26 protein-coding genes are annotated in these 25,158 nt (G+C 73.7%); 4 read left to right on the top strand and 22 right to left on the bottom strand.

From position 1 onward, the window contains the following. Window positions 1-71: 71 nt before the first annotated feature. On the top strand, window positions 72-857 hold the full coding sequence (fabG, locus tag ACIBTU_RS32615; protein ID WP_399130275.1) for a 3-oxoacyl-ACP reductase FabG: 786 nt from the start codon (window positions 72-74) through the stop codon (window positions 855-857). 19 nt (window positions 858-876) lie between these two features. Then, window positions 877-1,839 carry an aromatase/cyclase gene (locus ACIBTU_RS32610; protein WP_399130274.1) on the top strand — a complete coding sequence of 321 codons (963 nt, stop codon included), beginning with the start codon at window positions 877-879 and terminating at the stop codon, window positions 1,837-1,839. Between the two features lie 164 nt (window positions 1,840-2,003). On the opposite strand, the gene ACIBTU_RS32605 is transcribed toward ACIBTU_RS32610, so the two are convergent. The 4 genes from ACIBTU_RS32605 to ACIBTU_RS32590 all read right to left on the bottom strand — a co-directional run bounded on the left by ACIBTU_RS32605 (window position 2,004) and on the right by ACIBTU_RS32590 (window position 5,305). Further along, window positions 2,004-2,465: an ester cyclase gene (locus ACIBTU_RS32605; RefSeq protein WP_399130273.1), complete on the bottom strand. Its 462-nt coding sequence runs from the start codon at window positions 2,463-2,465 to the stop codon at window positions 2,004-2,006. A gap of 14 nt (window positions 2,466-2,479) precedes the next feature. Next, a complete protein-coding gene (locus ACIBTU_RS32600) occupies window positions 2,480-3,532 on the bottom strand; it encodes a zinc-binding dehydrogenase (protein ID WP_399130272.1) in 1,053 nt (350 codons plus the stop codon). Then, on the bottom strand, window positions 3,529-4,392 hold the full coding sequence (locus ACIBTU_RS32595) for an NAD(P)H-binding protein (RefSeq protein ID WP_399130271.1): 864 nt from the start codon (window positions 4,390-4,392) through the stop codon (window positions 3,529-3,531). The genes ACIBTU_RS32600 and ACIBTU_RS32595 overlap by 4 nt, the downstream gene beginning before the upstream one ends. Window positions 4,393-4,519: 127 nt before the next feature. Continuing rightward, a complete protein-coding gene (locus tag ACIBTU_RS32590; RefSeq protein WP_399130270.1) occupies window positions 4,520-5,305 on the bottom strand; it encodes a TetR/AcrR family transcriptional regulator in 786 nt (261 codons plus the stop codon). 113 nt (window positions 5,306-5,418) lie between these two features. On the opposite strand from ACIBTU_RS32590, the gene ACIBTU_RS32585 reads away from it, so the two are divergent. Further along, window positions 5,419-6,066: a DUF2269 family protein gene (locus tag ACIBTU_RS32585; RefSeq protein ID WP_399130269.1), complete on the top strand. Its 648-nt coding sequence runs from the start codon at window positions 5,419-5,421 to the stop codon at window positions 6,064-6,066. A 3-nt stretch (window positions 6,067-6,069) separates the two neighbouring features. On the opposite strand, the gene ACIBTU_RS32580 is transcribed toward ACIBTU_RS32585, so the two are convergent. The 13 genes from ACIBTU_RS32580 to ACIBTU_RS32520 form a co-directional block, all read right to left on the bottom strand. Further along, window positions 6,070-6,774 (bottom strand): indole-3-glycerol-phosphate synthase, encoded by a 705-nt coding sequence (locus tag ACIBTU_RS32580; protein WP_399130268.1) that lies wholly within the window; start codon window positions 6,772-6,774, stop codon window positions 6,070-6,072. Further along, complete coding sequence (locus tag ACIBTU_RS32575) at window positions 6,771-7,469, bottom strand: N-(5'-phosphoribosyl)anthranilate isomerase (protein ID WP_399130267.1); 699 nt, start codon at window positions 7,467-7,469, stop codon at window positions 6,771-6,773. Before ACIBTU_RS32575 ends, ACIBTU_RS32580 begins: the two co-directional genes overlap by 4 nt. Then, window positions 7,469-8,149: a transglutaminase family protein gene (locus tag ACIBTU_RS32570; RefSeq protein WP_399130266.1), complete on the bottom strand. Its 681-nt coding sequence runs from the start codon at window positions 8,147-8,149 to the stop codon at window positions 7,469-7,471. The genes ACIBTU_RS32575 and ACIBTU_RS32570 overlap by 1 nt, the downstream gene beginning before the upstream one ends. 38 nt (window positions 8,150-8,187) lie before the next feature. Then, the gene (locus ACIBTU_RS32565) at window positions 8,188-9,327 is read right to left on the bottom strand and encodes an acyl-CoA dehydrogenase family protein (RefSeq protein ID WP_399130265.1); all 1,140 of its coding nucleotides are present in this window, start codon (window positions 9,325-9,327) and stop codon (window positions 8,188-8,190) included. 63 nt (window positions 9,328-9,390) lie between these two features. Next, window positions 9,391-9,765, bottom strand: a complete 375-nt coding sequence (locus tag ACIBTU_RS32560) for an ectoine synthase (protein WP_188341957.1) — start codon at window positions 9,763-9,765, stop codon at window positions 9,391-9,393. Between the two features lie 2 nt (window positions 9,766-9,767). After that, window positions 9,768-10,619, bottom strand: coding sequence for a tryptophan synthase subunit alpha (gene trpA, locus ACIBTU_RS32555; RefSeq protein WP_399130264.1), 852 nt, complete (start codon window positions 10,617-10,619; stop codon window positions 9,768-9,770). Beyond that, the gene (locus tag ACIBTU_RS32550) at window positions 10,612-11,652 is read right to left on the bottom strand and encodes an anthranilate phosphoribosyltransferase (protein WP_399130263.1); all 1,041 of its coding nucleotides are present in this window, start codon (window positions 11,650-11,652) and stop codon (window positions 10,612-10,614) included. Before ACIBTU_RS32550 ends, trpA begins: the two co-directional genes overlap by 8 nt. 2 nt (window positions 11,653-11,654) lie before the next feature. Then, window positions 11,655-11,936: a phosphopantetheine-binding protein gene (locus ACIBTU_RS32545; protein ID WP_399130262.1), complete on the bottom strand. Its 282-nt coding sequence runs from the start codon at window positions 11,934-11,936 to the stop codon at window positions 11,655-11,657. Window position 11,937: 1 nt separating this feature from the next. Next, window positions 11,938-13,443: an AMP-binding protein gene (locus tag ACIBTU_RS32540; protein WP_399130261.1), complete on the bottom strand. Its 1,506-nt coding sequence runs from the start codon at window positions 13,441-13,443 to the stop codon at window positions 11,938-11,940. A gap of 84 nt (window positions 13,444-13,527) precedes the next feature. Then, window positions 13,528-14,889, bottom strand: a complete 1,362-nt coding sequence (locus ACIBTU_RS32535) for an SWIM zinc finger family protein (RefSeq protein ID WP_399130260.1) — start codon at window positions 14,887-14,889, stop codon at window positions 13,528-13,530. Beyond that, window positions 14,886-17,726 (bottom strand): DEAD/DEAH box helicase, encoded by a 2,841-nt coding sequence (locus ACIBTU_RS32530; RefSeq protein WP_399130259.1) that lies wholly within the window; start codon window positions 17,724-17,726, stop codon window positions 14,886-14,888. The genes ACIBTU_RS32535 and ACIBTU_RS32530 overlap by 4 nt, the downstream gene beginning before the upstream one ends. A gap of 80 nt (window positions 17,727-17,806) precedes the next feature. Next, the gene (locus ACIBTU_RS32525; protein ID WP_399130258.1) at window positions 17,807-18,637 is read right to left on the bottom strand and encodes an ABC transporter permease; all 831 of its coding nucleotides are present in this window, start codon (window positions 18,635-18,637) and stop codon (window positions 17,807-17,809) included. After that, window positions 18,634-19,653, bottom strand: a complete 1,020-nt coding sequence (locus tag ACIBTU_RS32520; RefSeq protein WP_399130257.1) for an ATP-binding cassette domain-containing protein — start codon at window positions 19,651-19,653, stop codon at window positions 18,634-18,636. Before ACIBTU_RS32520 ends, ACIBTU_RS32525 begins: the two co-directional genes overlap by 4 nt. A 166-nt stretch (window positions 19,654-19,819) precedes the next feature. Between ACIBTU_RS32520 and ACIBTU_RS32515 the strand changes: the two genes are divergently transcribed. Further along, entirely contained in the window at window positions 19,820-20,116 is a 297-nt protein-coding gene (locus ACIBTU_RS32515) for an antibiotic biosynthesis monooxygenase family protein (protein WP_399130256.1), read from the top strand. Window positions 20,117-20,174: 58 nt separating this feature from the next. Here the strand turns inward: ACIBTU_RS32515 and ACIBTU_RS32510 are convergent, their stop codons facing one another. From ACIBTU_RS32510 to ACIBTU_RS32490, 5 genes are all read right to left on the bottom strand, one after another. Next, window positions 20,175-21,818 (bottom strand): FAD-binding oxidoreductase, encoded by a 1,644-nt coding sequence (locus ACIBTU_RS32510; RefSeq protein ID WP_399130255.1) that lies wholly within the window; start codon window positions 21,816-21,818, stop codon window positions 20,175-20,177. 28 nt (window positions 21,819-21,846) lie between these two features. Continuing rightward, window positions 21,847-22,110 carry an acyl carrier protein gene (locus ACIBTU_RS32505; RefSeq protein WP_399130254.1) on the bottom strand — a complete coding sequence of 88 codons (264 nt, stop codon included), beginning with the start codon at window positions 22,108-22,110 and terminating at the stop codon, window positions 21,847-21,849. 55 nt (window positions 22,111-22,165) lie between these two features. Beyond that, complete coding sequence (locus ACIBTU_RS32500; RefSeq protein WP_399130253.1) at window positions 22,166-23,431, bottom strand: ketosynthase chain-length factor; 1,266 nt, start codon at window positions 23,429-23,431, stop codon at window positions 22,166-22,168. After that, window positions 23,428-24,693, bottom strand: coding sequence for a beta-ketoacyl-[acyl-carrier-protein] synthase family protein (locus tag ACIBTU_RS32495; protein ID WP_399130252.1), 1,266 nt, complete (start codon window positions 24,691-24,693; stop codon window positions 23,428-23,430). Before ACIBTU_RS32495 ends, ACIBTU_RS32500 begins: the two co-directional genes overlap by 4 nt. Window positions 24,694-24,932: 239 nt before the next feature. Beyond that, window positions 24,933-25,115, bottom strand: coding sequence for a DUF5302 domain-containing protein (locus ACIBTU_RS32490; protein WP_188341944.1), 183 nt, complete (start codon window positions 25,113-25,115; stop codon window positions 24,933-24,935). Window positions 25,116-25,158: the final 43 nt, after the last annotated feature.

Genomic DNA, 25,158 nt, shown 5'->3' with positions numbered 1-25,158 from the left:
AGCCCGCGTCCAGCGGGTTCCGAGCCGGGCGGGACACGGTCGGGGCACCGACCGTTTTCTGGAGGAGAGACATGACGGCACCCACGAACCCGGTGGCGCTGGTCACCGGTGCCACCAGCGGCATCGGCCTGGCTGTCGCACGCGACCTGGGGCGCCGCGGCCATCGCGTGTTCCTGTGCGCGCGTACGCCCGAGAAGGTCGCCGAGACGGTGGCGCGGCTGCGGGGCGAGGGCATCGAGGCCGACGGCATCGCGGCCGATGTGCGCGACCGTGAGTCGGTGACGGCGCTGGTCGCGGCCGCGGTGGCCGCGTTCGGTCCGATCAGCGTGCTGGTCAACAACGCCGGCCGCAGTGGTGGCGGTGTGACCGCCGACATCGACGACGACCTGTGGTTCGACGTCATCAACACGAACCTGAACAGTGTCTTCCTGCTGACGCGCGAGGTGCTGAAGAAGGGCGGCATGGAGGGCGCCGCCTACGGCCGGATCATCAACATCGCGTCCACGGCGGGCAAGCAGGGTGTCGTGCTCGGCGCCCCGTACTCCGCGTCGAAGCACGGCGTGGTGGGTTTCACGAAGGCGCTGGGCAACGAGCTGGCGCCGACGGGCATCACCGTGAACGCGGTGTGCCCGGGGTACGTGGAGACGCCGATGGCGCAGAAGGTGCGGGCCGGTTACGCGGCCGCTCTCGAGACGTCGGAGGAGGCCGTGATGGCGAAGTTCACGGCGAAGATCCCGCTGGGCCGCTACGCGACGCCGGAGGAGGTCGCGGGCCTGGTCGGCTATCTGACGACCGATCTCGCGTCGTCCATCACCTCGCAGGCGCTGAACGTCTGCGGCGGGCTCGGCAATTTCTGACCGGAGGGGACACAGTCCGATGTCGAACGAGGAGACGGGCGGGCGGGTGCACCGTACCGTTCACGAGGTGGAGGCCGACGCCCCGGCCGACGTGGTGTACGGGATCGTCGCGGACACCGGCCGGTGGCCGCTGTTCTTCCCGCCGAACGTGCACGTGGAGCAGCTGGAGTTCGACGGCACGACCGAGCGGCTGCGGATGTGGGCGACGGCCAACGGGCAGGTGAAGTCGTGGGCCTCGCGCCGGGTGCTGGATCCGGCGGCGCGGCGGATCGACTTCCGTCAGGAGGTGTCGGCGGCTCCGGTGGAGTCGATGGGCGGCTCCTGGATCGTGACCGAGCTGGGTCCCGAGCGTTCGCGGCTGACGCTGCTGCACGACTTCACGGTCGTGGGTGACGATCCGGCGGGCGTGGAGTGGGTCGAGCGGGCCACGGACTCCAACAGCCGCAAGGAGCTGGAGAATCTGCGGGCTCTGGTGTCCGGCTGGCGCGCGCTGGAGGGCCTGGTGCTGTCCTTCGAGGACTCCGTGCGGATCGACGGTCCCGCGGAGCGGGTGTACGCGTTCCTGGAGCAGGCCGGCAAGTGGCCGGAGCGGGTGGCGCACGTGGACCGGCTCGAGCTGACCGAGGACGAGCCGGGCGTGCAGGTGATGGCGATGGACACGCGGACCGCCGACGGGTCGGTGCACACCACCGAGTCGGTGCGGGTGTGTTTCCCCGAGGACCGGCGGATCGTCTACAAGCAGACCGAGACGCCCGCTCTGATGGCGGCGCACACGGGCCGCTGGACGGTCGTGCCGGCCGAGGACGGTGGTGTGGTCGCGACCTCGCACCACAGTGTGGTGCTGCGCGAGGAGCCGATCGAGCGGGTGCTGGGCGAGGGTGCGGACGTGGCGCGGGCGCGTGGTTACGTGCGCGAGGCGCTGGGGCGCAACAGCACGGCGACGCTGAACCTGGCCAAGGCGTTCGCGGAGAGCGCGGCGTAGGCCCGGGCGCGCGAACGGCTGCCGGATCCCGTGGCGGGGTCCGGCAGCCGGGCGTTCGAGGCGGTGTCAGGCGGTATGTGCGTGCATGTGTGTGGGGGGACGGCGACGGCCCTGGTCCGGCGGGGAGCCGGGCGCAGGGCCGTTTCGCCGTACGGGGTCGGTCGTCACTGGTCGTCGGACGGCACGAATCCCAGTTCCTTGAGCATGGGCAGGTAGTTGAAGACGTCGTAGTGCTCGATGATCTTGCCGTCCGCGTCGAAGCGGAGTTCCTCGAGCATGTACCAGGTGACCTTCTTGCCCGTGGGGGCCTTGCCCATGAACTCGCCGAGGTGGGTGGCGTCCACGGTGATGCGCAGGATGACGCGGTCGTCCTCGGCGACGGCGCTCCTGACGTCCAGGTGGAGGTCGGGGAAGGCGGCGAGGCCGCCCTTCATCGCGCCGATCATCTGCTGGGTGTCGACCTGGCGGTCCTCGGAGTAGTGCCGGATGTCCGGCGCCCAGTGCTCGAGGATGCCGTCCAGCTCCCAGCGGTTCCAGGCGGCGGCGCAGTCGAGGGCGATCTGCTTGTTGCGCTGCTGGACGGTGGGGGCGGCGGGGATCGCCGGCTCGGCCTGTGTGGCGGTCATGTCGGTGGTTCCTCTCAGGGGATCAGGACGTACTTGCCGACCGCGCGGCCGTCGAGGAGCTCGCGCAGGGCGCGGGCCGCGTCGTCGAGCGGGAGGCGGCCGGCGATCTCGGGGCGCAGGACGCCCTGGCCGAGCAGGTCGTACATCGTGGCGAGGTCGGCGGCGAAGTTCTTGCCGGGCTTGACGTAGTACATGCGCATGCGGCGGCCGCCGGTGCGGCCCAGGAGGCGGGCGACGGCGCGGGTGAGGCTGCGGCGCAGGGCGGGCAGGTGGGGGCGGAACCACTGGCCGGGCCGGTAGCCGGCGACGGAGGAGTCGAAGGAGACGAGGGTGCCGCCGGGGGCGAGCATCTTCCAGCTGTCGTCGAGGCCCTTGCCGCCGATGTGGTCGAAGACCGCGGTGACGCCGTCCGGGGCGAACTGCCGCACGGCGGCGGGCAGGTCGGGGGTGCGGTAGTCGAGGGGTTCGGCGCCCATGTCCCGTACGGCGTCGTGCTTGGCGGGCGACGCGGTGCCGATGACGCGCAGGCCGTGGTGGACGGCGATGCGGGTCAGGACGGAGCCGACGCCGCCGCTGGCGCCGTGGACGAGGACGGTGTCGCCGGGGGCGGCGTCGGTGAGCCGGTGGAGCATCTGCCAGGCGGTGACGCCGTTGGTGACCAGGGCGACGGCCTCGGCCGCGTCGAGGTCCTCGGGCAGGTGGGCCAGGCAGGCGGCCGGGATCTCGGCGTGGGTCTGCCAGCCGCCGTAGCGGGGCATGGCGGCGACGCGGTCGCCCTTCTCGAACCCGGTGACGCCGGCGCCGACCTCGACGATCCGGCCGACGAGGTCGTAGCCGGGGACGAAGGGGAAGCGGGGCGGGAAGGGGTGCAGGTGCTGGAGCATCTGCACCTCGGCGTAGGAGACGCCGGCGGCCTCGATCTCGACGACGACCTTGCCGCGGCCGGCGGTGGGCCGGTCGGTGGCGTGGGTCTCGATGTACTGCTCGGGCTCGCCGCTGCCGGTCATCCGGACGGCGCGTCCGGTGCGGGCGAGCTGGGTGGTCTCGGTTCCTGCGGGGGCGCTCATGCGGCGGTCCTCGTGGTCTGCGGGGTGAAGGCGTCGGCGTGGTCGGCGGCCCACTGCGCGAAGGTCAGCGCGGGGCGGCCGGTGATCCGCTCCACCGTGTCGACGGGGGTCGGGGGGTGGGCGACGGCGTCGGCGAGGTAGCCGAGGACCATCTCCACGACGGGGGCGGGCATGGCCCGGCCCATCTGTTCGCGGGCCTGGTCGGGGGTGATCTCCTCGAAGGCGACGGGCTGTCCGACGGCGGCGGCGAGGGCGGCGACCTGGTCGCGCTGGGTGATGGCCTCGGGGCCGGTGAGCACGTAGGCCTGGCCGGCGTGGCGTTCGTCGTCGAGGAGGGCGGCGGCGGCGACCGCGGCGACGTCCTTCTCGTGGATCAGGACGCGGCGGGCGTCTCCGTAGGGGGCGCGGACGACGCCCTCGGCGCGGACGGAGTGGCCCCACTTCCACAGGACGTTGGTGGCGAACTCGTCGGGGCGCACGAAGGTCCAGGTGAGGCCGGAGGCGCGGACGGCCTCTTCCACGGCGCGGTGGTGTTCGCCGCTGTGGTTGTCGCCGGACTCGTCGAGGACGGACGAGGAGGAAAGAACGACGATGTGCCGCACGCCCGCGTCACGGGCGGCGGCGACGATCTCGCGGGCGGTCTCGGGGACCGGGAAGAGGTAGAGCCGGTCGACGCCGCGCAGGGCGTCGGTGACGCTCGCGGGGTCGGTGAGGTCGCCGGCGAACACCTCGGCCTGCGCGGGCAGTCGGGCCTCGGCGGGATCGCGGGTGAGTGCCCGCACGGTCACGTTCTCGGCGATGAGCCGGTCCACCACGTGGCGGCCCACGGATCCCGTCGCGCCTGTCACCAGTACTGTCACGCCAGTTCCACCCTCGTCACCCTGGGTCTCAGCTCGGTGAGACGTCTCGGTCGGTCTGTGGTGACAGGGTCGGGGCCCGGTCTGGAGGGATCCCTGAGAGCCGCTGGACCGGGCCCCTGACGGGCGGCTACCGGCTGTCGGCGGCGGCGTGTTCGGCGACGTAGGTCTCAATGCCGTCCAGGACGCGGTGCAGGCCGAACTCGAAGCCGCCGTCGTCGCCGAAGCCGGAGCCGGGTTCCTCGAAGACCCCGGACATCCAGACGCGGGTGAGGGTCGGGTAGCGGGTGAAGGGGATCAGCCGTTCCAGGACGGGGCCGCTGCGCTCGAACCACTCCTGGTGGCTGAGGCCGGTGCGGCGTTCGTCCTGCAGGGCGTCGGCCTCCTGGACGGTGGCGCCGCGCACGTAGCCGTTGACGAGGTTGACGACGGCGAGCATGTCGGGCTCGGTGAGGCCGGTGGCGGACACGGCGTGCAGGACGCCGTCCCACACCGCGGTCTCGTGGGGTCCCATGAGCATGCGGGAGCCGAACAGGGCCGGCATCCAGGGGTGGCGGCGGGCGATGTCCCTGATGTCGCGTGCGTACAGCTCCAGGGCCGCTCTCCAGTCGCCCTCGACCTCGGACAGGGAGGCTGCCTCCGAGAGGACTTTGTCGAGCATGCAGTTGACGAGTTCGGCGCGTCCGTGGACGTAGGTGTAGAGGGACATGGCCGACACGCCGAGCGGTTCGGCCACTCTTCGCATCGCCAGCGCGTCGAGGCCTTCGGCGTCGGCGACCTCGATCGCGGAGTCGACGATCCGGTCGACGGTCAGTCCCTGCTTGGGTCCCCGCGTGCGGGGAGCCGGTTCCCGATGGTCTCGCCAGAGCAGGGCGAGGGTGCGCGCCGGGTCCGCCGGGCGGTCCTTTCTGGCCATTCTCGTGACGTCCTCTCGCTCCACAACAGAACTCCGTACTATATAAAGGGTTTCCCCTTACGGCATACGGAGTTTATGCCCCCACCCCCCATGAGCCCCAGGAGGCATGAGACTTGACCGCTCCCGCTCCCGCTCCCGTCCCCACCGCCGCCACCACGACCGCCCCCGACGCCGCGCAGCGTGACCGGAAGGAGAAGAAGGCCAGGAAGAAGTTCGAGCTGAGCCGCAGGGCGCGGAAGCTGACCCTGGCCGTCCACGTCGTCACCTCCGTCGGCTGGGTCGGCCTCTCCCTGGGCATGGTCGTCCTCGCCCTCATGGGCTGGACGACCGACGACCCCGCCGTCGCCAAGGGCGTCTACAAGGCGATGTACGTCTTCGACGACACCGCCGTGACGGTGTTCAGCGTGTTCGCCGCGCTCAGCGGGATCCTGCTCTCCTGGGGCACCGCCTGGGGCTTCATGCTGCACTTCTGGATCATCGTGAAGTGGGTCATCACCCTCTTCATGACGATCTTCGCCTGGTTCGTGATCCACCCCGTCGTCACGCAGGCCGCGAAGAACACCGCGGACTCCGCCGGCTCCTCCTCCGGGCCCGGCTGGCCCGGCGACTTCCTCCTGTGGAGCGTGCCGGGCCTGTTCGCCCTGCTCACCGTCGCCGCCGTCGTGTCCGTCTACAAGCCGTGGGGCCGCACGAAGCGGGGCAAGGCCAAGTCACCCGCCGCACGGCGCAAGAGGGCCGCCGCGGCGAGCACGGCGGCCTGAACGTCAGCGACCGGGCCCGCCGCCGCGGGCCCGGTCGAACTCCGCGATCCACTCCGGCAGGCTGCCCGCCGTCAGCAGTCCGGTCCCGATCAGCAGGCCGTCGAACCCGGCGTCCAGCAGACCGGCCGCCGTGCGCGGCCCGTCGATACCGCTGGCGCTGACCGCGCACCCGGTCCCCGTCGCCCGCACCGCAGGGAGCAGGGCCGGACCGCGCGTCAGATCCCCCGCGCCCCGCTCCTTCGTGGCGATGTCCTTGTTGTTGACCGCGACCACACAGCTCTCGCCGTGCGGCACGGCGGCCGCCTCGGCCGCGTCGGCGACCTCCACGAACGGGGTCAGCCCCAGCTCCAGGGCCGCCTCCGTCAGCCGCTCCAGCGTGCCGGCCGCCAGCAGACGCGCCGTCAGCAGCACGGAGGAGGCGCCCAGTTCCCGGCTGCGGCGCAGCTGGCCCCGGCTCGTGACGAAGTCCTTGCGCAGCAAGGGCAGCGAGGTCAGCGCGGCGACCTCGGCGAGGAGCGCCTCGGTGCCGCCGAACCAGCGCCCCGTGACCACCGACACGCAGGGCGCCCCCGCCGCCTCGTAGGCGGCGACGACCTCGGCGACCGTACGACCGCCGAGCAGCTCCCGGCCGTCGGCGTCCCGGCACTTGACCTCCATGACCACCGGGCGGGCCGCCGAGCGCAGCGCGGCCGCGAAGTCCGCGCTCACGCCGCGGCCTCCCCGCGCGCGCCCCGCTCGCCGCGCCAGGCCCGCACCACCGCGCCCGCCGTCCCGGCGTCCAGCGTGCCGAGCGGGCCCCGGGCCGCGGAGTCCACGTCGATGCCGAGCAGCCGGGGATGGTCGAGGACCGTCTCGAAGTCCTCGCGGTTGTGCGCGCCGATCCCGCCCGCGAGCAGGAACGGCAGCGTGGCGCGTGCCGCGAGGGCGAGCACCGCGGCCGGGTCCGCGCTCAGTCCGGTGCTGCCGATCCGTCCGTCGGCGGCCGCCGTGTCGAACAGCAGGAGATCCGCGCCCGCCCGCTCGTACGCGGCCACGAGCGGGCCCTGGAGGCAGCGCCCTGCGGGGTCCAGGTGCAGCACCTTGACGATCCGCAGTCCGGGCGGCCCCTCCCGGCGCAGCCGGCGCACCAGCGACGGTGGCTGGAACCCGTGCAGCTGGACCCAGGACAGGCCCGCTTCGGCCACGACGGAGAGCAGTCGGCCCGCGTCCTTGCCGAAGGTGACCAGGACCGGTTCCACGGCGCCGGTGCGGCGGGCGGCGCCGGCCAGCCGCGCCACCTCGTCGGCGGCGAGGTCGTGCGGGCCGCCCGGGACGCCGCACCACAGGCCCACGAGGTCCGCGCCGGCCCCGGCCACCGCCCGCACCTCCTCCTCGGTGGTGGCACCGCACACCTTGACCAGCATCAGGCCGACACCGTCCGCGCGGCGTCGGCCTCCAGCGACCCGGCGGCGAACGCCGTCGCGTCGCCGGACTCGAACAGCCGCGGGTGCGCGACGCGCAGGTCGGCCAGGATCCGCTCGTAGGGCAGATCGTCGAACTCGCCGTGGAAGCGCAGGAACTCCATGTGGCGGCGCCCCTCGGAGTCGAACGGGTGGTACAGGCTGTCGCCCGTGCCGTCGAAGTCCAGCGGCGCCATCCGGTACAGGCGGCACAGCTTCTTGTTGAACACCGGGGTCGCCTTGACCCAGCGGCCCTCCAGATGCACCGAGGTCAGGCCGTGCTGGTGGAAGACGTCCCCGCCGACAAGCTCCTTGAGCCGCTCGGAGGCCAGATGGTTGCGGACGTCGGCGAGCACGAGCCGGGCCGGGACGCCGAGCGAGCGCAGGCCCGCCGCGAACAGCACCGACTTGTGCAGGCACATCCCGGACCCGGCGCGCACCACCTGGCTGGCGCGCAGTCCCTCGCGGGACAGGTCCGCGCCGTAGACCTCGTAGCGGATGCCGTCGCGGACCGCGTGGTAGAGCGCGACCGCGGACTCGGTGGGGGTGCCCGGGCCCGCGGGGAGGGCGGCGGCGACGAAGTCGCGCACCTCGTCGGACTCGTGGTCGAGGAACTCGGTGGGGCGCAGGGCGTTGGGGAACATGCGGCGTTCTGCTTTCGTCGGGGGCGGCGGGGCCGGCGTCACAGGCCGAGCAGGGCGGCGATGCGGTTGCGCTGGGTCTCGGAGGTCCCCGAGTAGATGGTCCCGGCGACCGCGTTGCGCAGTTCCTTCTCGATGCCGTACTCGGTCATGTAGCCGTTGCCGCCGAAGATCTGGACCGCGGCCAGGGCGGACGCCACGTTGGCCTCGCTGGTGACGAGCTTGGCGATGGCGATGTCCTCGGTGACGTTCTCGCCGGCCGCCATCCGCTCGCCGGTGTCGTAGAGCCAGCGCCGGGAGTTCTCGACGCCGATGCGCAGGTCCACGAGCCGGTGGGAGACGGCCTGGTTGGAGCCGATGGGCCGGCCGAACTGGACGCGCTCCTTGGCGTGGCGCAGGCAGCGGTCGAGCCGGTGGCGCATCTCGCCGGCGTTCACCACGAACGTCAGCAGGATCTCCCAGCGCATCACGTACTCCATGACGAGGTAGCCGCCGCCGACCCGGCCCAGGACCCGGTCGGCCGGGACGCGGCACCCGTCGAGGAACAGTTCGCACAGCGGGGAGGTGCGCAGGCCCATCTTGGCGATCGGGGCGCCCACGGTCAGCCCCGGTGTGTCGCGCTCGACCAGGAAGGCGGTGTAGCCGAGCGGTCCGGGCCGGTCGCTGGTGCGGGCGTAGACGGTGATGAGGTCGGCGACGGGACCGTTGCTGACGAAGGACTTGCTGCCGTCGAGCACCCAGGCGTCGCCGTCGCGGCGGGCCCGGGTGCGCATGGCGAGCGCGTCGGAGCCGCTGTCCGGTTCACTGATCGCGTGGGCGGCGATCAGCGAACCGGAGCAGAGGGCGGGCAGGTAGCGCTCCTTGAGCTCGGGCGAGCCGAAGCGCTGCAGCGGCACCCCGGTACTGGCCAGTTGGGTGCAGACGGAGAAGTTCAGACCGGCGTCGCGGCAGCCCTCCCCCAGCCCTTCCAGCACGTACATGGTCGTGGGCAGGGACTGGCCGAGGCCGCCGTACCGCTCCTCGAAGGGCAGGCCCAGCAGGCCCGTCCCGGCCAGCAGCTTCCACTTGTCGTGCGGGAAGGCGGCGGCCGCGTCCTGTTCCACGTGCCCGGAGTTGAGCTCGTCCAGGTAGGGGGCGAGGCCGTCGCGCAAGGCCTGCTGGTCGGTGCTCCACTTGATCATGGGATGTCCGCTCGGTGTCTGCTGGAATTCCGCTCGATGCCGGCTCGAGGTCCGGTCGGGGGCTCAGTACTGCGAGAAGTCGGGCGAGTCGAGGTTGTGCTTCTCGTCGCCGCGCAGGGCCGGGGTGAACACGCAGACCAGGCGCAGGTCCTCGTGCGGGCTGGCGATCAGCCAGTGGGCGTCGTGCCGGTCCAGGGCGTAGAGGGTCCCGGGGGTGATCGGGTGGGAGTTGCCGGCCTCGTCGACGACCTCGCCGCTGCCCTCGATGCAGTAGCAGGTCTCCAGGTGGTTGCGGTACTCCAGGCGGGACTTGGTGCCCGCCTTGACCACGGTGTCGGTGACCGAGTAGCCGACGCCGTCGGACTGGGTCAGGAAGCGGCGGCTGAGGCCGTTGCCCCACTCCACGCTGGTGACGTCCTCGAGCTTGCGCACGATCATGATCAGATTCCCTTCGTAGTGGCGGGGACAGCGGTGGACGGGAGGCCCGCGGGTGTGGCGCCGCGCAGCTCCCTGGTGAAGGCCGCGAACTCCTCGACGGGGTCACGGCGTTCGGCGAGGGCCCGTTCGATCCGCTCGACACCGGCGCTGCCGACGACGACGGAGTGCGCGCCGAGCCCTTCGAGCCGGGTGATGTCGGCGGCGGTGCGGACGCCGAACCCCACGGCGACCGGGGCGGTCGCGTCGGCCTGCAGCGGGCCGAGGACCTCGGCCAGGCGCCGTTCGTCCAGCGGGGCGCCGGTGCCGCTGCGGCCGTAGTGGGCGACGAGGTACAGATAGGCGGAGGCGTGTGCGGCGGCCTCGGCCCGCACCTGGGGCCCCGACACCGCGTAGCACGTGGTGACGACAGGCAGGGCGGCCCGCTCGGCCGCCTCCAGGTAGGCGGGGCGGGAGCGCGGCGGCAGCCCGTGCAGGAGCAGCCCGTCGCAGCCGGCGTCGGCCACGGACCGGGTGAAGTCGCCCAGGCCGGGGCCCTTGACGGTGTGGCTCCAGTCGGCGAGCAGGGCGATGCGCAGGTGGCGCAGGGCCGGCCGGGCGGCGGCGACCGCGTCGAGGACCTCGCGGGCGGTCACGTCGTGAGCCAGGGCCCGGCGGGCCGAGCGGCGCACGACGGGGCCGTCGGTGACGGAGTCGGGAAAGGGCACGGCCAGTTCGAGGCAGTCGACGTCGTTCTCGTCGAGCATGGCGAGCAGGTCGGGCAGCAGGTCCAGGGGCGGGTCGCCGGCGTTGAGGAACACGGCGAGGCCGGGCCGTCCGGGGCGGCGGCGGGCGAAGAAGCCGGGGCGGTCAGACAACGGACACCGCCCGGGTGCGCAGCCGCTCGACCAGGCCGTGGACGCTGCCGTCGTGGATCGCGGTGCGGGCCGCGGTCAGCGCGGCGTGCCAGTCGGCGGTGAGGCGTCCGGCGACGGCGAGCGCGGCCGCGTTCAGGCACACGGCCTGTTCGGCGACGGGGTCGCCGGCGCCGCGCAGCAGGTCGAGGAAGTGGCGGGCCACGTCGGCGCGGCCGGTGGTGACCGGGGCGAGGTCGCCGAGGTGGCCGGAGCTCAGGCCCAGCGCCTGCGGGCGCAGGGTGAACTCGTCCTCGCCGCCGCCCTCGTAGGTGCGCACGCGGTTGGGGACGATGCCCAGGAGCTCGTCCGCGCCGAGGTCGTTGGTGCACACCCACACGGTGCGGCCGGTGCGGCGTGCCGTGTGCTCGGCCGCCTGCCGGACGGCGGGCAGCCTCCTCGGGTCGGACACGCCGGTGAGCTGCGCGGTGACCGGGACACCGGCCAGGAAGGGGCCGAGGACGTTGACGAAGCGGCCGATGTCGCGCAGGTCCAGGGGCAGGGCGGCGCGGGCGAGCAGGCCGATCTCGGCGGGGTAGACGAAGGTCCCGGCGAAGGCGACGCCTTCGCGGTCGAGCACCTCGGCGGTCTCCTCGTAGGAGCGGGTGAGGTCGATGCCGAGGATCTCGAGGAGGTCCATGGACCCGCAGCCGCTGGTGTAGGCGCGCGAGCCGGTCTTGACGACCCTGACGCCCATCGCGGCGGCGGTCAGGGCGGCGGCGGTGGAGATGTTGAAGGTGCGCGGGCCGCCGCCGGTGCCGACGATGTTGACGGTGTCCTGGAAGGGCACGGTCAGCGGGGGGCGGCGCTCGTCGAGCGAGTCGAGGAGCGCGGTGAGCGTGGCGGCGCGGGGAGGTGCGGTGGACAGCGAGGCGAGCAGGGCCACGGCCTCGCCCCGGCGCAGTCCTCCGTCGTGGAGCCGGTCCCACAGGGACCGCCAGCTCTCCCGCTCGACCGGCCGGTCGCCGCCGATGAGGGTGACCAGGGCGTCGTGCATGGTTACGCCGCCCCGGCCCGCTGCGTGCGGGCGTCCGCGACGAAGGCGGCGATGGCGGTGACCGAGCGGAAGGCGTCGGGGTCGAGGTCGAGGTCGTCGGTGTCGATGTCGTACGTCGACTCGATCCAGGCGATGACCTTGAGCAGGCCGAGGCTGTCGATGACGCCCCCGTCGAGGAGGTCCAGGTCGGCGTCGAGGTCCTGCGGGCTCACGTCCGGCAGGAACTCCTCCACCACGAACCGCTTGACGGCGGTCAGGTCGTGGGTCGTGTCGGTGTCGGACATGTCAGCTCTCCTTGCTGGGGCGGTGGGTCGGTACGGGGGCCGCGACGGGCACGCGTTCGCGGTCGACTTTTCCGGTGGAGGTGCGCGGCAGCGGCTCGTCGGTGATCCGTACGGTGGCGGGCACGGCGGCCCGCGACAGTCCGCGGGCCAGATGGCCGCGCAGCACGAGGCTGTCGAGGCCGCTGCCGCCGGTGCGGCGCACCACGGCGTGCAGCAGATGGCCGGCGACGGGGTCGGGCCGGGCGAGGACGGCGGCCTCGGCGACGCCGGGGTGGGCGAGGAGGACGTGTTCGACCTCCTGCGGGTTGACCCGCACGCCGCGGACCTTGACCTGGAAGTCGGTGCGGCCCAGGAGGGTGTGGCGGCCGTCGGCGTCGCGGTGCACGAGGTCGCCGCTGCGGAAGAAGCGGCGGCCGTCGGTGGCGCCGCGCGGGTCGGGCACGAAGGCGGCGCCGCGGGCGCGGGCGTCGAGGTAGCCGGGGCTCTGGAAGGGGGTGGAGACGTACAGTTCGCCGCTGCCGGGGCCGTCGAGGACGCGGCCGTCGGGGGTCACGAGGAGGGCGTGCACGCCGGGCAGGGGCCGGCCGAGGGGTGCGGGCACGGTGAGGTCGACGACCTCGTGCAGGAAGCTGTCGTTGGTCTCCGTGCAGCCGTACAGGTTGCTGAGCCGGGCCCCGGGCAGCAGGGCGGGGAGCCTGCCGAGCAGCGGCACGGGCATGCTGTCGCCGGTGAAGACGGCGTGCCGCACGCCCGGCAGGGTGGTGCCGTCGCGGTCGGCCGCGTCGGCCAGCAGCCGGTAGAACATCGGCACCGCCTGGACGATCCCGGGCCGGTGGCGGACAACCTGGTCGAGCAGGTACCGGCCGTGGGCGGCCCGGTCCGGGTCGACGAGGACGATCCGGCCGCCGTGCGCGAGCGTGGTCCACACGTCGAGCAGGCACAGGTCGAAGTTGAGGGGGGCGTGGTTGAGGACCGTGGTGCCGGGTCCGATGCCGAAGTGCCCCGCGGCCCAGCGGGTGAACGCGGTGATCGCGTCGGCCGTCAGCGGGACGATCTTGGGTGTGCCGGTGGAGCCGGAGGTGGTCAGCAGCAGCAGCGGCGTGCCGTCGGGCGCCTCGGCGACGCCGGTCCGCACCGTGCCCGCCGCGCCGTCCGCGGCCCCGGGTTCGAGGACGTGGCGGACCGCGGCCTGCTCGTGGAGCGCGGCCCGTACGTCCGCGCCGAGGCTCTGCGCGGTGAGCAGCACCGGGCGGCGCTCGAGCTGGCAGGCGAGGAGCAGGGCCAGGGTCGCGGGCGTCTTGACGGCCTCGACGGCCACCGGCTCACCGGGCGGCAGCCCGAGCGCGGCGACGTGCCGGCGCTCGGCGCCGGCCAGGGCGAGGAGTTCGCCGTAGCTGGTCTCCCCGTCCCGGCCCACGAGCGCGGTGGCGTCCGGGTGGGCGCGGGCCCGCGCGAGGAACGCGTCGGCGGGCGTACGCCCGCTCGCCCCACTGGCTGCGCCTGACATCACCTGAGTCCCTCCGGCCGAACGGTCTGCAACCGATCCTGGGACGCGCGGCTGGAGAACCGTTCGAGCGGCGGTGTACGGGGGTCAGCGCTCCAGCAACTCCGCCAGGACGGGGGCCGGTTCGGTGCCGGCCGCGCCCGAGGGAAGCCACTCGGCGCCCTCGCGCCGGTAGGGGTACCAGCGGCCGTCGCGGCCCAGGCGCAGCTGCACGCCCCGCTCCTCGAAGGTCCAGTGGTTGTCCTGGACCAGCGGCGCCGGCAGCTCGTCCTCCTCCCAGCCCTCGGCCAGTTCGGTGCGGGTGCGCGCGAGGACCGGTCCGCCGGGAGCGAAGGTCTCCTCGAGGACCTCCAGGCCCGCGGCCGCTCCCTGCCGCCAGGCCGCGGCGGCGGCCGGCAGCCGTTCTGCGCGCCCGCTCGCCCGCCCGAGCCGGTCCAGGGTCCGCGCGTCGGCGTGTGCGGCGAGCCGTACGGTGTCCTGCCACGGCGTCAGCGGCGGGGGCGGGGCGGCGGTGCGGCCGAGGGCGTGGGCGAGCAGGGCGCGGGCGCGGACCGCGGCGTCGGCGGTCCGCATCTCCAGCGGGTCGGCCTCGATGCCGGAGCGGGGCAGGTCGTCCGTGTCCACCGGGTCCGGCAGTCCGGGCGGGGCGGGCAGCGGTGCGACGGGGCGGGCGTAGGCCTCGGCGGCCTCCTGGAGTTCCCGCTCCGCCTGCCGGCCGGCGTCGTCCCCGGCCTCGTCGGCGTCGCCGTCCTCTACGTCGTCCCCGTTTCCGTCCTCCTCCTCGCCCCCTCCCTCTCCCTCTCCCTCTTCCTCGTCCTCTTCCTCGTCGAGGCCGCCCATGGCGTGCAGCAGCACGGTGGTGCGCAGCTCCTCCAGGGCCTCGTCGCGGTCCCGGCCGCGGCACAGCAGCAGCAGGAAGGGGTCCTGGTCGAGCAGCCAGCCGAACTGGTAGGCCAGCGCCGCCGCGTGCGCGCACGGGTGGTCGAACGAGTCACAGTCGCACTCGGCCTCCAGGTCGCCGTAGCCGGGCAGCATCCGCACCCGGGCGTCCTCGACGGCCTCCAGGAGGTCCGGCGGCAGCGTGCCCTCCAGGACGGCCTCCAGCTCGGCGGGCCGGTCGGCGAGCTTCTCCCACAGCAGGTCCCACTCCTCGTCGTCCAGGACGGCGAGGGTGATCTCCACCCGGTGCGTCTCCTCGTCGTGGACGGTGACCGCGATCCGGCCGGGCGCGACGGAGATCGGACCGAGCCGGCCCGAACGGGCCGCGCCGCGCCCCTCCTTGAGCGGGTCGGCGTCGAACAGGCCGTCCTCCAGGGCGTCCGCCCAGGCACCCGCCCACCAGCTCTGACCGCGGACGCGGCCGCCCCGGCGGGCGGGGAAGGCGGCGAAACCTCGGGCCCTCATGTCCCCGGCTCCGGCGTCGACGGCGTCGTCGTCGTAACCGCTCAACTCGTGCTCCTCAGCTCGACCAGGTTGGCCAGTTCGTCGTTGGTCAGCTCGGTGAAGGCGGCCTCGCCCGAGCCGAGCACCGCGTCCGCCAGCTCCTTCTTCGCCTGGAGCATGGCGGCGATGCGGTCCTCCACGGTGCCCTCGGCGACCATCCGGTGGACCTGTACCGGGCGGGTCTGTCCGATGCGGTAGGCACGGTCGGTGGCCTGGGCCTCCACGGCCGGGTTCCACCACCGGTCGAAGTGCACGACGTGATCGGCGCGGGTCAGGTTCAGTCCGGTGCCGGCAGCCTTCAGGGAGAGCAGGAAGACGGGCACCTCGCCCTCCTGGAAGCGGCGGACCAGATCCTCACGCCGGGGCACCGGTGTGCCGCCGTGCAGGAGTTGGGCCGGGACGCCGCGGTCGGCGAGATGGCGTTCGAGCAGCCGGGCCATCGCCACGTACTGGGTGAACACGAGCACCGCGCCGTTCTCCGCGACGATGGTGCCGAGCAGTTCGTCGAGGAGCTCGAGCTTGCCGGAGCGGCCGGACAGCCGCGGGGAGTCCTCCTTGAGGTACTGCGCGGGGTGGTTGCAGATCTGCTTGAGACCCGTGAGGAGCTTGAGGACCAGGCCCCGGCGGGCGATCCCCTCGCTGCCGCGGATCTCGGCCATGATCTCGCCGACCAGCTTCTCGTACAGGGAGCTCTGCTCGGCGGTGAGGGTGACCGGGCGGTCCGTCTCCGTCTTGGGCGGGAGTTCGGGGGCGATGCCGGGGTCCGTCTTGCGGCGGCGCAGCAGGAAGGGCCGCACCAGTTCGGCGAGCCGCCGCGCGGTGTCCTGCCGGGGCCCGCCGTCCTCCTCGGCGACCGTGCGCTCGGCCTCGATGGGCCTGGACCAGCGGGTCCGGAAGGCGCCGTGGGAGCCGAGCAGGCCGGGCGTGGTCCAGTCGAGGATGGCCCACAGTTCCGACAGGTTGTTCTCGACGGGGGTGCCGGTCAGGGCGATCCGCGCGTCGGCGGGGACGAGCCGCAGCGCCTTGGCGGTGCCGGACTGCGGGTTCTTGATGTGCTGGGCCTCGTCGGCGACGACCATGCCCCAGGAGTGCGCGCCGAGCCGTTCGGCGTCCAGGCGCATGGTCCCGTACGTGGTCAGGACGAAGCCCGCGTCGGCGCCGTCCAGGGTGCGTCCGGCGCCGTGGAAGCGGCGGGTGGGGGTGCCGGGGGCGAAGCGGCGCACCTCGCGCTCCCAGTTGCCGAGCAGGGAGGCGGGGCAGACGATCAGTGTCGGCCCGGTCGTGGCGGGGTGTTCCTGGCGCAGCAGGTGCAGGGCGATCAGCTGGATCGTCTTGCCGAGGCCCATGTCGTCGGCGAGGCAGCCGCCGAGTCCGAGCGAGGTCATCCGGTCCAGCCAGCGCACGCCGCGCAGCTGGTAGTCGCGCAGGGTGGCGTCGAGCGCGGCGGGCGGGCCGAGGGGTTCGCCGCCGCCCTCGGGGTCGCTCAGCCGTGCGCGCAGGGCCTCCAGCCACGGGGTGGGGGCCACGCGGACCGTCTCCCGGCCGGCCACGGCGACCTGGGTGAGGGCGGCGCCGAGTGCCTCGATGGGGGTCAGCGGTTCGAGTTCGGGCTCGCGCGCCTTGCGGGCGAGCGCGGCGGGGATCAGCAGCCAGCGCTCGCGCAGCCGGACGACGGGGCGTACCGCTTCGGCGACCTGCCGGGTCTCGGTCTCGTCCAGGGGCTCGCCGTCGAGGGTGAGCTGCCAGCGGAAGCCGACGGCGGCGTCGGCGCCGCCGAAGAAGGAGCGCAGGTCGTCGGGCGCGTCGAGTCCCGCGCCGACGACGGCCACGGCGTCCAGGGCCCGGCTGTTCTCGGCGGGCCAGTGCAGGTCGATGCCGTGGGCGCGCAGCCGGGCGGCGCCCTGGCCGAGCAGTTCGTCGATCTCGGCGTCGCTGGGTTCGAGGTCGCCGGGGACCGGGAGCAGGCGTTCCAGCGGGGCCCAGACGGCCGCGGCGCGGCGGGCGGCCTGGGCGATGTCGTTGACGGCCTGTGGGCCGAAGCCCGGCAGGCCGCCGTCCAGGACGGCGCGGGCCGGTCCGGCGAGGGTGGGGTCGGCGAGGCTGTGCGCCCAGGGGACCAGCACGGGGGTGGGCGGTTCGCCGGGGGTGGTGCGCAGTTCCAGGCGGAAGGAGAGGCGTACGCCGCTGTCGATGCCGGCGGAGATCTCCTCGGCCCAGGCCCGCAGCTGCGGGACGTGCTGGGGTGCGGCGGCGGCGAACGCGGCCCGGCCCGAGGCGGCTTCGGCGGCCGGGGTGCGGGGCAGCGTGTCGGCGACGGCGTCGACGAACGCCCGGACCAGGCTCTCCGGTTCGGGCAGCCGGGCGGTGGTGCCCCGGCGGGGCAGGGCGCGGGCCTCGGGCGGCATCGCGGCGGCGAGCGCGCGGACCCGGGTGATGTCCTCGGGGTCCAGCGGTCCGGCGCGCCAGGTGTCGTATCCGCCCGGTGAGACGCCGGGCAGCAGCCGGCTGCGGGCGCTCAGGTGCAGGGCGAGCACGGTGGTCGCGCCCCAGAAGGCGGCGGCCGGGTGGGCGTCGGTGCCCGGGCGGGCCGCGTGGGCGAGCACGGGCAGCGCCTCGGCGACGCCCAGGCGCAGGGCGGGGACGGCACGGACCGACACCGTGCCGTCCCCCGCGGTGACCAGCGTGACCTCGGTCCGTTCGCCCGTCGTCCCGTCCGGGAGTGCGGCGCCGTCGGGACACCAGAAATGGAGGTGCCCGGTGCGGGCCGGGTCCCCGGGGTCGAAGACCACCGCGCACCGGGCGAGTGCGGTGTCGGGGCCGGCCGTCGTCACTGCCTGGGTCATCGGTCGGGTCGCTCCCCTTGCGTCGCGTGTGTTCCACGGGTGCGGGCCGTGCCGTACGGCCCGCGGGTCCTGATGTGCTGTCAGCGTCCGAGGCTCTGGTAGCGGCGTACCGCCAGCGGGAAGAAGATCGCACAGATGACGACGGGCCACAGGACTCCGAGAAGAATGGCGTGTTCCGCCGCCCAGGAGGTGCCCTGCCAGCCCGGGTTGCCGAACAGTTCGCGGGTGGCGGTGCCGGTGGCCGACAGCGGGTTCCAGTCGGCGATCGCGGCGAGCCAGCCCGGCATGGTGTCGGGTGAGACGAAGGCGTTGGACAGGAAGCCCAGGGGCCACACCAGGGTCTGTACGGCGGTGACGGCGGCGGTGTCGGTGAAGACGAGGCCGAGGTAGATGCCGACCCACAGCAGGGCGAAGCGCAGCAGCAGGAGCAGGCCCACGGCGGCGAGCGCGCGGGAGAACCCTTCGTGGGCACGCCAGCCGACGGCGAGGCCGCACAGGATCATCACGCTCAGGCCGACGACCGAGTTGAGCATGTCCGCGATGCTGCGGCCGGTGACGACGGCGGCGGACGAGGTGGGCATGGCCCGGAACCGGTCGGTGACGCCCCGGGCGGTGTCGGTGATCACGGCGAGCATCGTGACCTCGATGCCGAACACCATGGTCATGGCGAACATGCCGGGTACGAGGAACTCGCGGTAGTTGCCGCCGCCGGGTACATCCATGGCGCCTCCGAAGAGGTAGCCGAACATCAGCACCATCATGATCGGGAAGAGCAGTCCGATGATGACGGGCGCGGGGTTGCGGGCCCAGTGGGCGAGGGAACGCCCGGTGAGCACCCAGGAGTCGGCGAGGGCCCAGCGCAGCGAGCCGCCGCCGGACGTGTTCTGCGGGGTGCTGGTCGCGGTGGTCACACCGTCACCTCTTTCTCGTCCGCGGGGCGCTCCCCGGACTGCTCTGCCGTCTGCTCCGCGGGCTGTTCCCCGGTGAGGTGCAGGAAGACCTCGTCGAGGGTCGGACGGCGCAGCGCGATGTCCTCGACGTCGATGCCGGAGTCCTGCAGGGCGCGGGCGGCACCGGTCAGGGCGGCCACCCGGTCGTCGACGGGGCCGCCGACCCGCCGGTTGTCCTCGTCGACGTCGGCGCCGCGTCCGGTGACCTGGGCGAGCACGCCGGCGGCGGTCCCCAGGTCGGCGGCGTGGCGCAGGGTGATGTCGATGCGGTCGCCGCCGATGGCGGACTTGAGCTGGTCGGGGGTGCCCTCGGCGATGACCCGGCCGCCCTCGCCGCGCGGGGCGGCGATCACGGAGACGGAGTCGGCCAACTGGTCGGCCTCGTCCAGGTACTGGGTGGTGAGCAGGACGGTGGTGCCGCCGTCGACGAGGGAGCGCACCGCCTCCCAGACCTCGTTGCGGCTGCGCGGGTCCAGGCCGGTGGTGGGCTCGTCGAGGAAGAGCACGCGGGGGGCCAGGATGAGGCTGGCGGCCAGGTCCAGGCGCCGGCGCATACCGCCCGAGTAGTCCTTGACCTGCTTGTCGCCGGTGTCGGCGAGGCCGAACTGGGCGAGGAGTTCGTCGGCCCGCCGTCCGGCGGCCTGCTTGCCGAGGTGGAAGAGGCGGCCGAACATCACGAGGTTCTGGCGTCCGCTGAGCACCTCGTCCACGGCCGCGTACTGGCCGAGGAGCCCGATCCGGGAGCGGACCTGGGCGGCCTGCCGGGTGACGTCGAAGCCGGCGACCTCGGCGCGGCCGCTGTCGAGCCCGGCGAGGGTGGCGAGGATGCGGACGGCGGTGGTCTTGCCGGCCCCGTTGTGGCCGAGCAGACCGTGCACGGTACCGGCCGGCACCGCCAGGTCGAATCCGCTCAGGGCGGGGGCGTCACCGTAGCGTTTGCGCACGTCCTCGGCATGGATCGCGTACTCGGATCCCATGGAATTCCTTCCTCACAGGGCTCGGGGCGGGGGCTGGCGGCGACCCGTGGGCACACCTTCGCCCCAGCATGCCCGGCCCCGCTCGGCTGTCCCTCGAGTGTCGCTCGAGGCCGGGGGAGGACGTTCCAATCCCGTACTGTCCGCACCCCGTTCTGGAGGAAGCACCGTGGTCACCTTCGTCAACAGGTTCTCCGTCACCGGCCCGGCGGAGGAGTTCGAGCGGCTCTTCGAGCAGACGTCGGCCTTCTTCGTGGCCCAGCCCGGCTTCGTCGCCCACCGGTTGATGCGGCACGCGGACCAGGCGGGCAGCTATGTGAACGTGGCCGAGTGGCAGGACGCCGAGTCGTTCCGCCGCGCGGTGACGCATCCCGACTTCGCCCCGCACGCGGCGGCGCTGCGCGCCCTGTCGACCAGCGACCCCCAGCTGTTCACGACCACCGTGCTGGAGCGGCGCAGCAGTTGAACGCGGGTACGGGAGAAGGGGCCGGGGCGCGGACGCGCCCCGGCCCCTTCTCGTGCGCTCAGTTCCCGGCCGGGCGGATCGCGAGCGCGTGACGGAAGATGTCACGCGGGTCGTAGGCCGCCTTGACGGTCTGCAGCCGCCGGTAGTTGTCCTTGTAGTAGAGCCGGTGCCACTCCACGCCCGAGGTGTTCCACTTGGGGTCGGCCGTGTCGATGTCGGGGAAGTTGATGAAGCAGCCGTCGCCCTGCCCGTCGGGTACGGGGACGCCACCGGTCCCGGCGTAGACGTCCGCGTACAGCCGGCGCATCCAGTCGACGTTGGCGTCGTCCTTCTCGGGGTCCTGCCAGGTGTTCATGTACAGGGCCCGCATGACGGAGTCGCGCTGCGCGGTGGCGGTGTCGCCGGGCTCGGGCGAGTTGGCCCGGCCGCCGTAGCCCTGGAGGGAGACGGACGCCGTGTCGTGGGAGTGGTCGAGGCTTCCCAGCCGGTCGAAGAGGGCGTCGATCTGCGCGTCGTCGTAGGCGCGGCGCAGGTAGGCGCTCTTGAGCTTCTGGCGGCCCTGCTCGGCGTCCTGATTCGCCGACAGCGCCTCGACGGAGGCGAACCAGGGCAGGTGTTCGGTGGGCAGGGCGTACGGTTCGGCGCCCACGCCGTCGGTGAGCGCGTCGATGTGGTCCTGGAGCAGCTTCTCGGCGTCGGGCAGCGTCGCGTCGAGGTGGGTGAAGGCGATGGCGGCCATGCCCGAGTCGTTCTCGTGCTGCCTGCCGAGCAGGATCAGACCGCTGAACAGGCCCCGGTAGGGGGAGTCGGGGCCGCTGTGGCGCTCGTGCCAGCGCCCGTGGTTGCGGACCAGGGTCCGGAAGGCGGCCTTGTCGAGCCCCTCGCGCGGGAACATGACCGTGGAGGCGAGCATCGAACCGGGCGGGCGGGGCAGCAGCTTGCCCGGGTCGCTGCCGGTGGCGCCGGGGGAACGGAACCAGTAGCGGGTGACGATGCCGAAGTTGCCGCCGCCGCCCCCGGTGTGCGCCCACCACAGGTCGCGGTGCGGGTCGCCCGGTTCGCGGGTGGCGACGATCGCGCGGGCCCGGCCGGAGCCGTCCACGACGACGACCTCGACGGCGTACAGGTGGTCGGAGGAGAGGCCGTGCCGGCGCGAGAGCTGCCCGAAGCCGCCGCCGACGACGTGGCCGCCGAAGGCGACGGTGGCGCTGGCGCCGCCGGGCACGGTCACGCCCCAGCCGTAGTACAGGGTCCGGTACACGTCGGCGAGCTGGGCGCCCGCGCCGACCTCGAAGGCCCGGCGGCCCGCGTCGTAGCGGACGGTGTTCATCTCGGCGAGGTCGACGACGACCTCGGCGCCCGAACCGCCGACGAAGTTCTCGAAGCAGTGGGCGCCGCTGCGGGCCACGACCCGCTTGCCGGCCCGCACCGCGTCCTGGACCGCCCGCACGACCTGGTCGGTGGTGGTGACCACCTGGAAGGACTCGGGGCGGGTGGTGAATCGCTTGTTCTTTCCGCGCAGCGCGAGGTCCTCGTAGCGCGGGTCGGACTCGCCGACCGGGACCGGTCCGAATCCGGCGCCGGTGGTGCCGGCGTGGGCGGGGGCCGCGGTGACGGCGGCGAGGGTGCCGCCCGCGGCCGCGGTGGCGGTGGCCGCCGCGACGGTGTGGGTGAGGAACCGTCGGCGGTTCGGGTCGGTCATCGTGAACCTCTCGGGGCGGGACGGGGGGTCAGGCGCTGGCGCGGGCGGACAGGGCCCGGTTGACGGTCTCCAGAAGGGCGCGGGGCGTCTCGGCCTCGTCGACGGCCTCCTCGTCCAGCACGACGTCGTAGTCGCGCTCGATGCGGCCGGTGGTCTGCAGGACGGCGAGCGAGTCGTAGCCGAGGTCGACGAAGAGGACGTCCATGACGTCCCCGTCGAGGTCGACGCCTTCGCCCTCGCCGGCGCACTCGCGCAGCAGGGTGGTCAGATCCGCCATGTCCAGGTGTTTCACGCTGATACCTCGTTTCGGTGGGTGGATCGCTGGGGGAAGGACGGGTTCCGGCCGGTCAGCCGGCGGTGACGACGGTGGCGGAGTTGAAGCCGCCGCGGCCGCGGGCGAGCACGAGTGCGGTGCGCAGGGCGGTCCCGGTGCGCGGGGCGCCGGTGACCAGGTCGAGCGGGCAGTCGGCGGCGAGCCGGGTGACGTTCGTGGTGGGCGGGACGACCTGGTCGCGCAGGGCGAGCAGGGCGGCCGCCAGATCGAGGGAGCCGCCGCCCGCGCTCAGGCGTCCGGTCATCGTCTTGGGTGCGGTGACCGGGACCCCGTACGGGCCGAACAGGTCGGTGAGCGCCTCGGCCTCGGCCCGGTCGGCGTCCCGCCGGCCGGCCGCGTCGGCGAACACGACGTCGACGTCCGCGGTGGTGAGTCCGGCGTCCGCCAGGGCGAGGCGGGCCGCGTCGGCGAGCCGGGGGCCGCCGCGGCCCGGCGCCGGGTCGAAGGTGGCGGCGCAGCCGGCGACGGTGCCGTAGACGTGGGCGCCGCGCGCGCGGGCGGACTCGGCGTCCTCGAGGACGAGCAGGGCGCCGCCCTCGCCGACGACGTGCCCGTCGGCGTCCTCGTCGAAGGGGAGGTAGGCGCGGGCGGGGTCCTCGCGGACGCTGAGCTCGCCGGTGGCGAGATGGGCGGCCCAGCCCCACGGGCACACGGCGGACTCCAGTCCCCCGGTGACGACGAGCCGGGCGCCCCGGCTCAGGTGCCGGCGGGCGTGCGCGACCGCGTCGAGGCCGCCGGCCTGCTCGGAGACGAGGACGCCGCTGGCGCCGCGCAGGCCGTGCTTGATGGAGATCTGGCCGGAGTTGACGGCGTAGAACCAGGCGAACGCCTGGTACGCGCTGACGTGGTTGCCGCCCTTGCTCCACAGCGCTTCCAGCTCCCGCTGGCCGAACTCGAAGCCGCCGGCGGAGCTCGCGGTGACCACACCGGCCGCGTACTCGGGCAGCTCGGCCGGGTCGACGCCCGCGTCGGTGAAGGCCTCGACGGTGGCCGCCAGGGAGAGGCGGGTGACGCGGTCGGTCTGCGGGAGCAGCCGGCTGGAGACGTGCTCCTCGTCGACGAACCCGGGTACCTCGCCGGCGAGCCGGGCCGGGTAGGGGCCGGCGTCGAACCGGGTCAGCGGGCGGATGCCGCTCTCGCCGCGCAGGGTCGCGGCCCACCAGGCCTCGGTGCCCAGGCCGTTGGGGGCGGCGACGCCGAGTCCGGTGACCACGGCCGTGCGCTGCCCCGCGCCGGCCGCCGGGGCCGTCTCGTCGCGGGTCGGGGTGATGGTGTTCACGCTGCTTCTCCCAGGCGCGGGCGGGTGAGGATCATGGCGCTCTGGAAGCCGCCGAACCCGCTGCCGACGGTGAGCACGGTGTCCGTGCGCTGTTCCCGGGCGGTGAGCGGGGTGTAGTCGAGGTCGCAGGCGGGGTCCGGCTCGTGCAGGTTGGCGGTGGGCGGCACGGTGTCGTGTTCGATCGCCAGGGCGCTCGCGGCCACTTCCAGGGAGCCGATCGCGCCGAGCGAGTGCCCGATCATCGACTTGATGGAGCTGACCGGCACCTCGTGGGCGCGCTGTCCCAGGGCCTGCTTGAAGGCGGCCGTCTCGTGGCGGTCGTTCTGCTTGGTGCCCGAGCCGTGGGCGTTGATGTAGTCGACGGCGCTCGGGTCGAGCCGCGCCTCGTCGAGGGCGGCCCGGATGGCCTCGGCCATCTCCTTGCCGTCGGCGCGCAGTCCGGTCATGTGGTACGCGTTGCTGCGGGAGGCGAAACCGGCGATCTCGGCGTACACGTGGGCGCCGCGGCGGCGGGCGTGCTCCAGCTCCTCGATGATCAGGACGGCCGAGCCCTCGCCGAGGACGAATCCGTTGCGGGTGCGGTCGAAGGGCCGCGAGGCGGTCGCCGGGTCGTCGTTGCGCGGGCTCGTCGCGCGGATCGCGTCGAAGCAGGCCACGGAGATCGGCGAGATGGGCGCCTCGGTGGCACCGGTGACCATGATGTCGGCGGAGCCCTCCCGGATCACCGAGACGGCGTGTCCGACGGAGTCGAGGCCGGAGGTGCAGCCGGTGGAGACCATGGACACCGGCCCCTGGGCATCGGCGGTCCAGGCCACTTCGGCCGCCATCGAGCTGGGGACGAAGAAGTCGTAGAGGTGGGGCACGGCCTGCTCGTGGTCGACCAGCCACCGCGAGCCCTGGTCGCTGACCTTCGCGTACTCGACGTCGAGTCCGGTCGTGCAGCCGACGGCGCTGCCCAGGGTGACGCCGGTGCGCAGGGGGTCGAGGGAGCCGGCGAGGCCGCTGTCGGCCAGGGCCTCGCGGGCGCCGACCACGGCGAACTGGGCGGCCCGGTCCAGGCGTTGCGCGTCCTCCTCCCCGATGCCGTGGGCCGCCGGGTCGAAGTCGACCTCGGCGGCGATGCGCGAGCGGAACTGCGCGGGGTCGAACAGGGTGATGCCCCGGGTGGCGGTGCGGCCGGACGTCAGCAGCGACCAGAACTCCTTGGTGCCCACTCCCCCCGGCGCGACGACTCCGATCCCCGTGATCACGACGCGCCTCATCGGTTGTGCCTCACAGTCGTCTCCTCCGTTACGGCGGGCCGGTCCGGCCGGCCGGACCCGTGCGGGAGGTCCCGCACGGGCTCCGAGACTCGCGGAGCCACCTAGAGGTGCACTCGAAGAACGGACGGCTGCGGCGGAGGCGGCGGCTCCGCTCAACACGGCGGCCGCGCCGCTCCCCCTCGCGGGAGAACGGCGCGGCCGCCGGGTCTGGACGGGGGCGCCGCGAGGCCGGTTTCCGGTCAGCCGGTCTTGCGGCGGAACTGGCGCTTGCGGTTGCCGGAGCCGCTCATGGTCTTGACCTTGAGGCGGCCCTCCTCGTGCGCCTGCCGCGCCTGCGAGGCCTGCGCCTTGCGGTTCAGCGCCGCGCGGAACTTCTCGCGCGCGGCCTGCTCGTCGACGTCGCCCTGGGGGTTCTGAGTCATACGGACCTTCTTCGTCTCCGGAAAGCAGTGGTCGTACGCCATG

Origin of the sequence: Streptomyces sp. NPDC050145 (assembly GCF_044460245.1) — a bacterium.
Lineage (GTDB): Bacteria > Actinomycetota > Actinomycetes > Streptomycetales > Streptomycetaceae > Streptomyces.
This window is presented reverse-complemented; position numbering and strand designations above follow the sequence as displayed.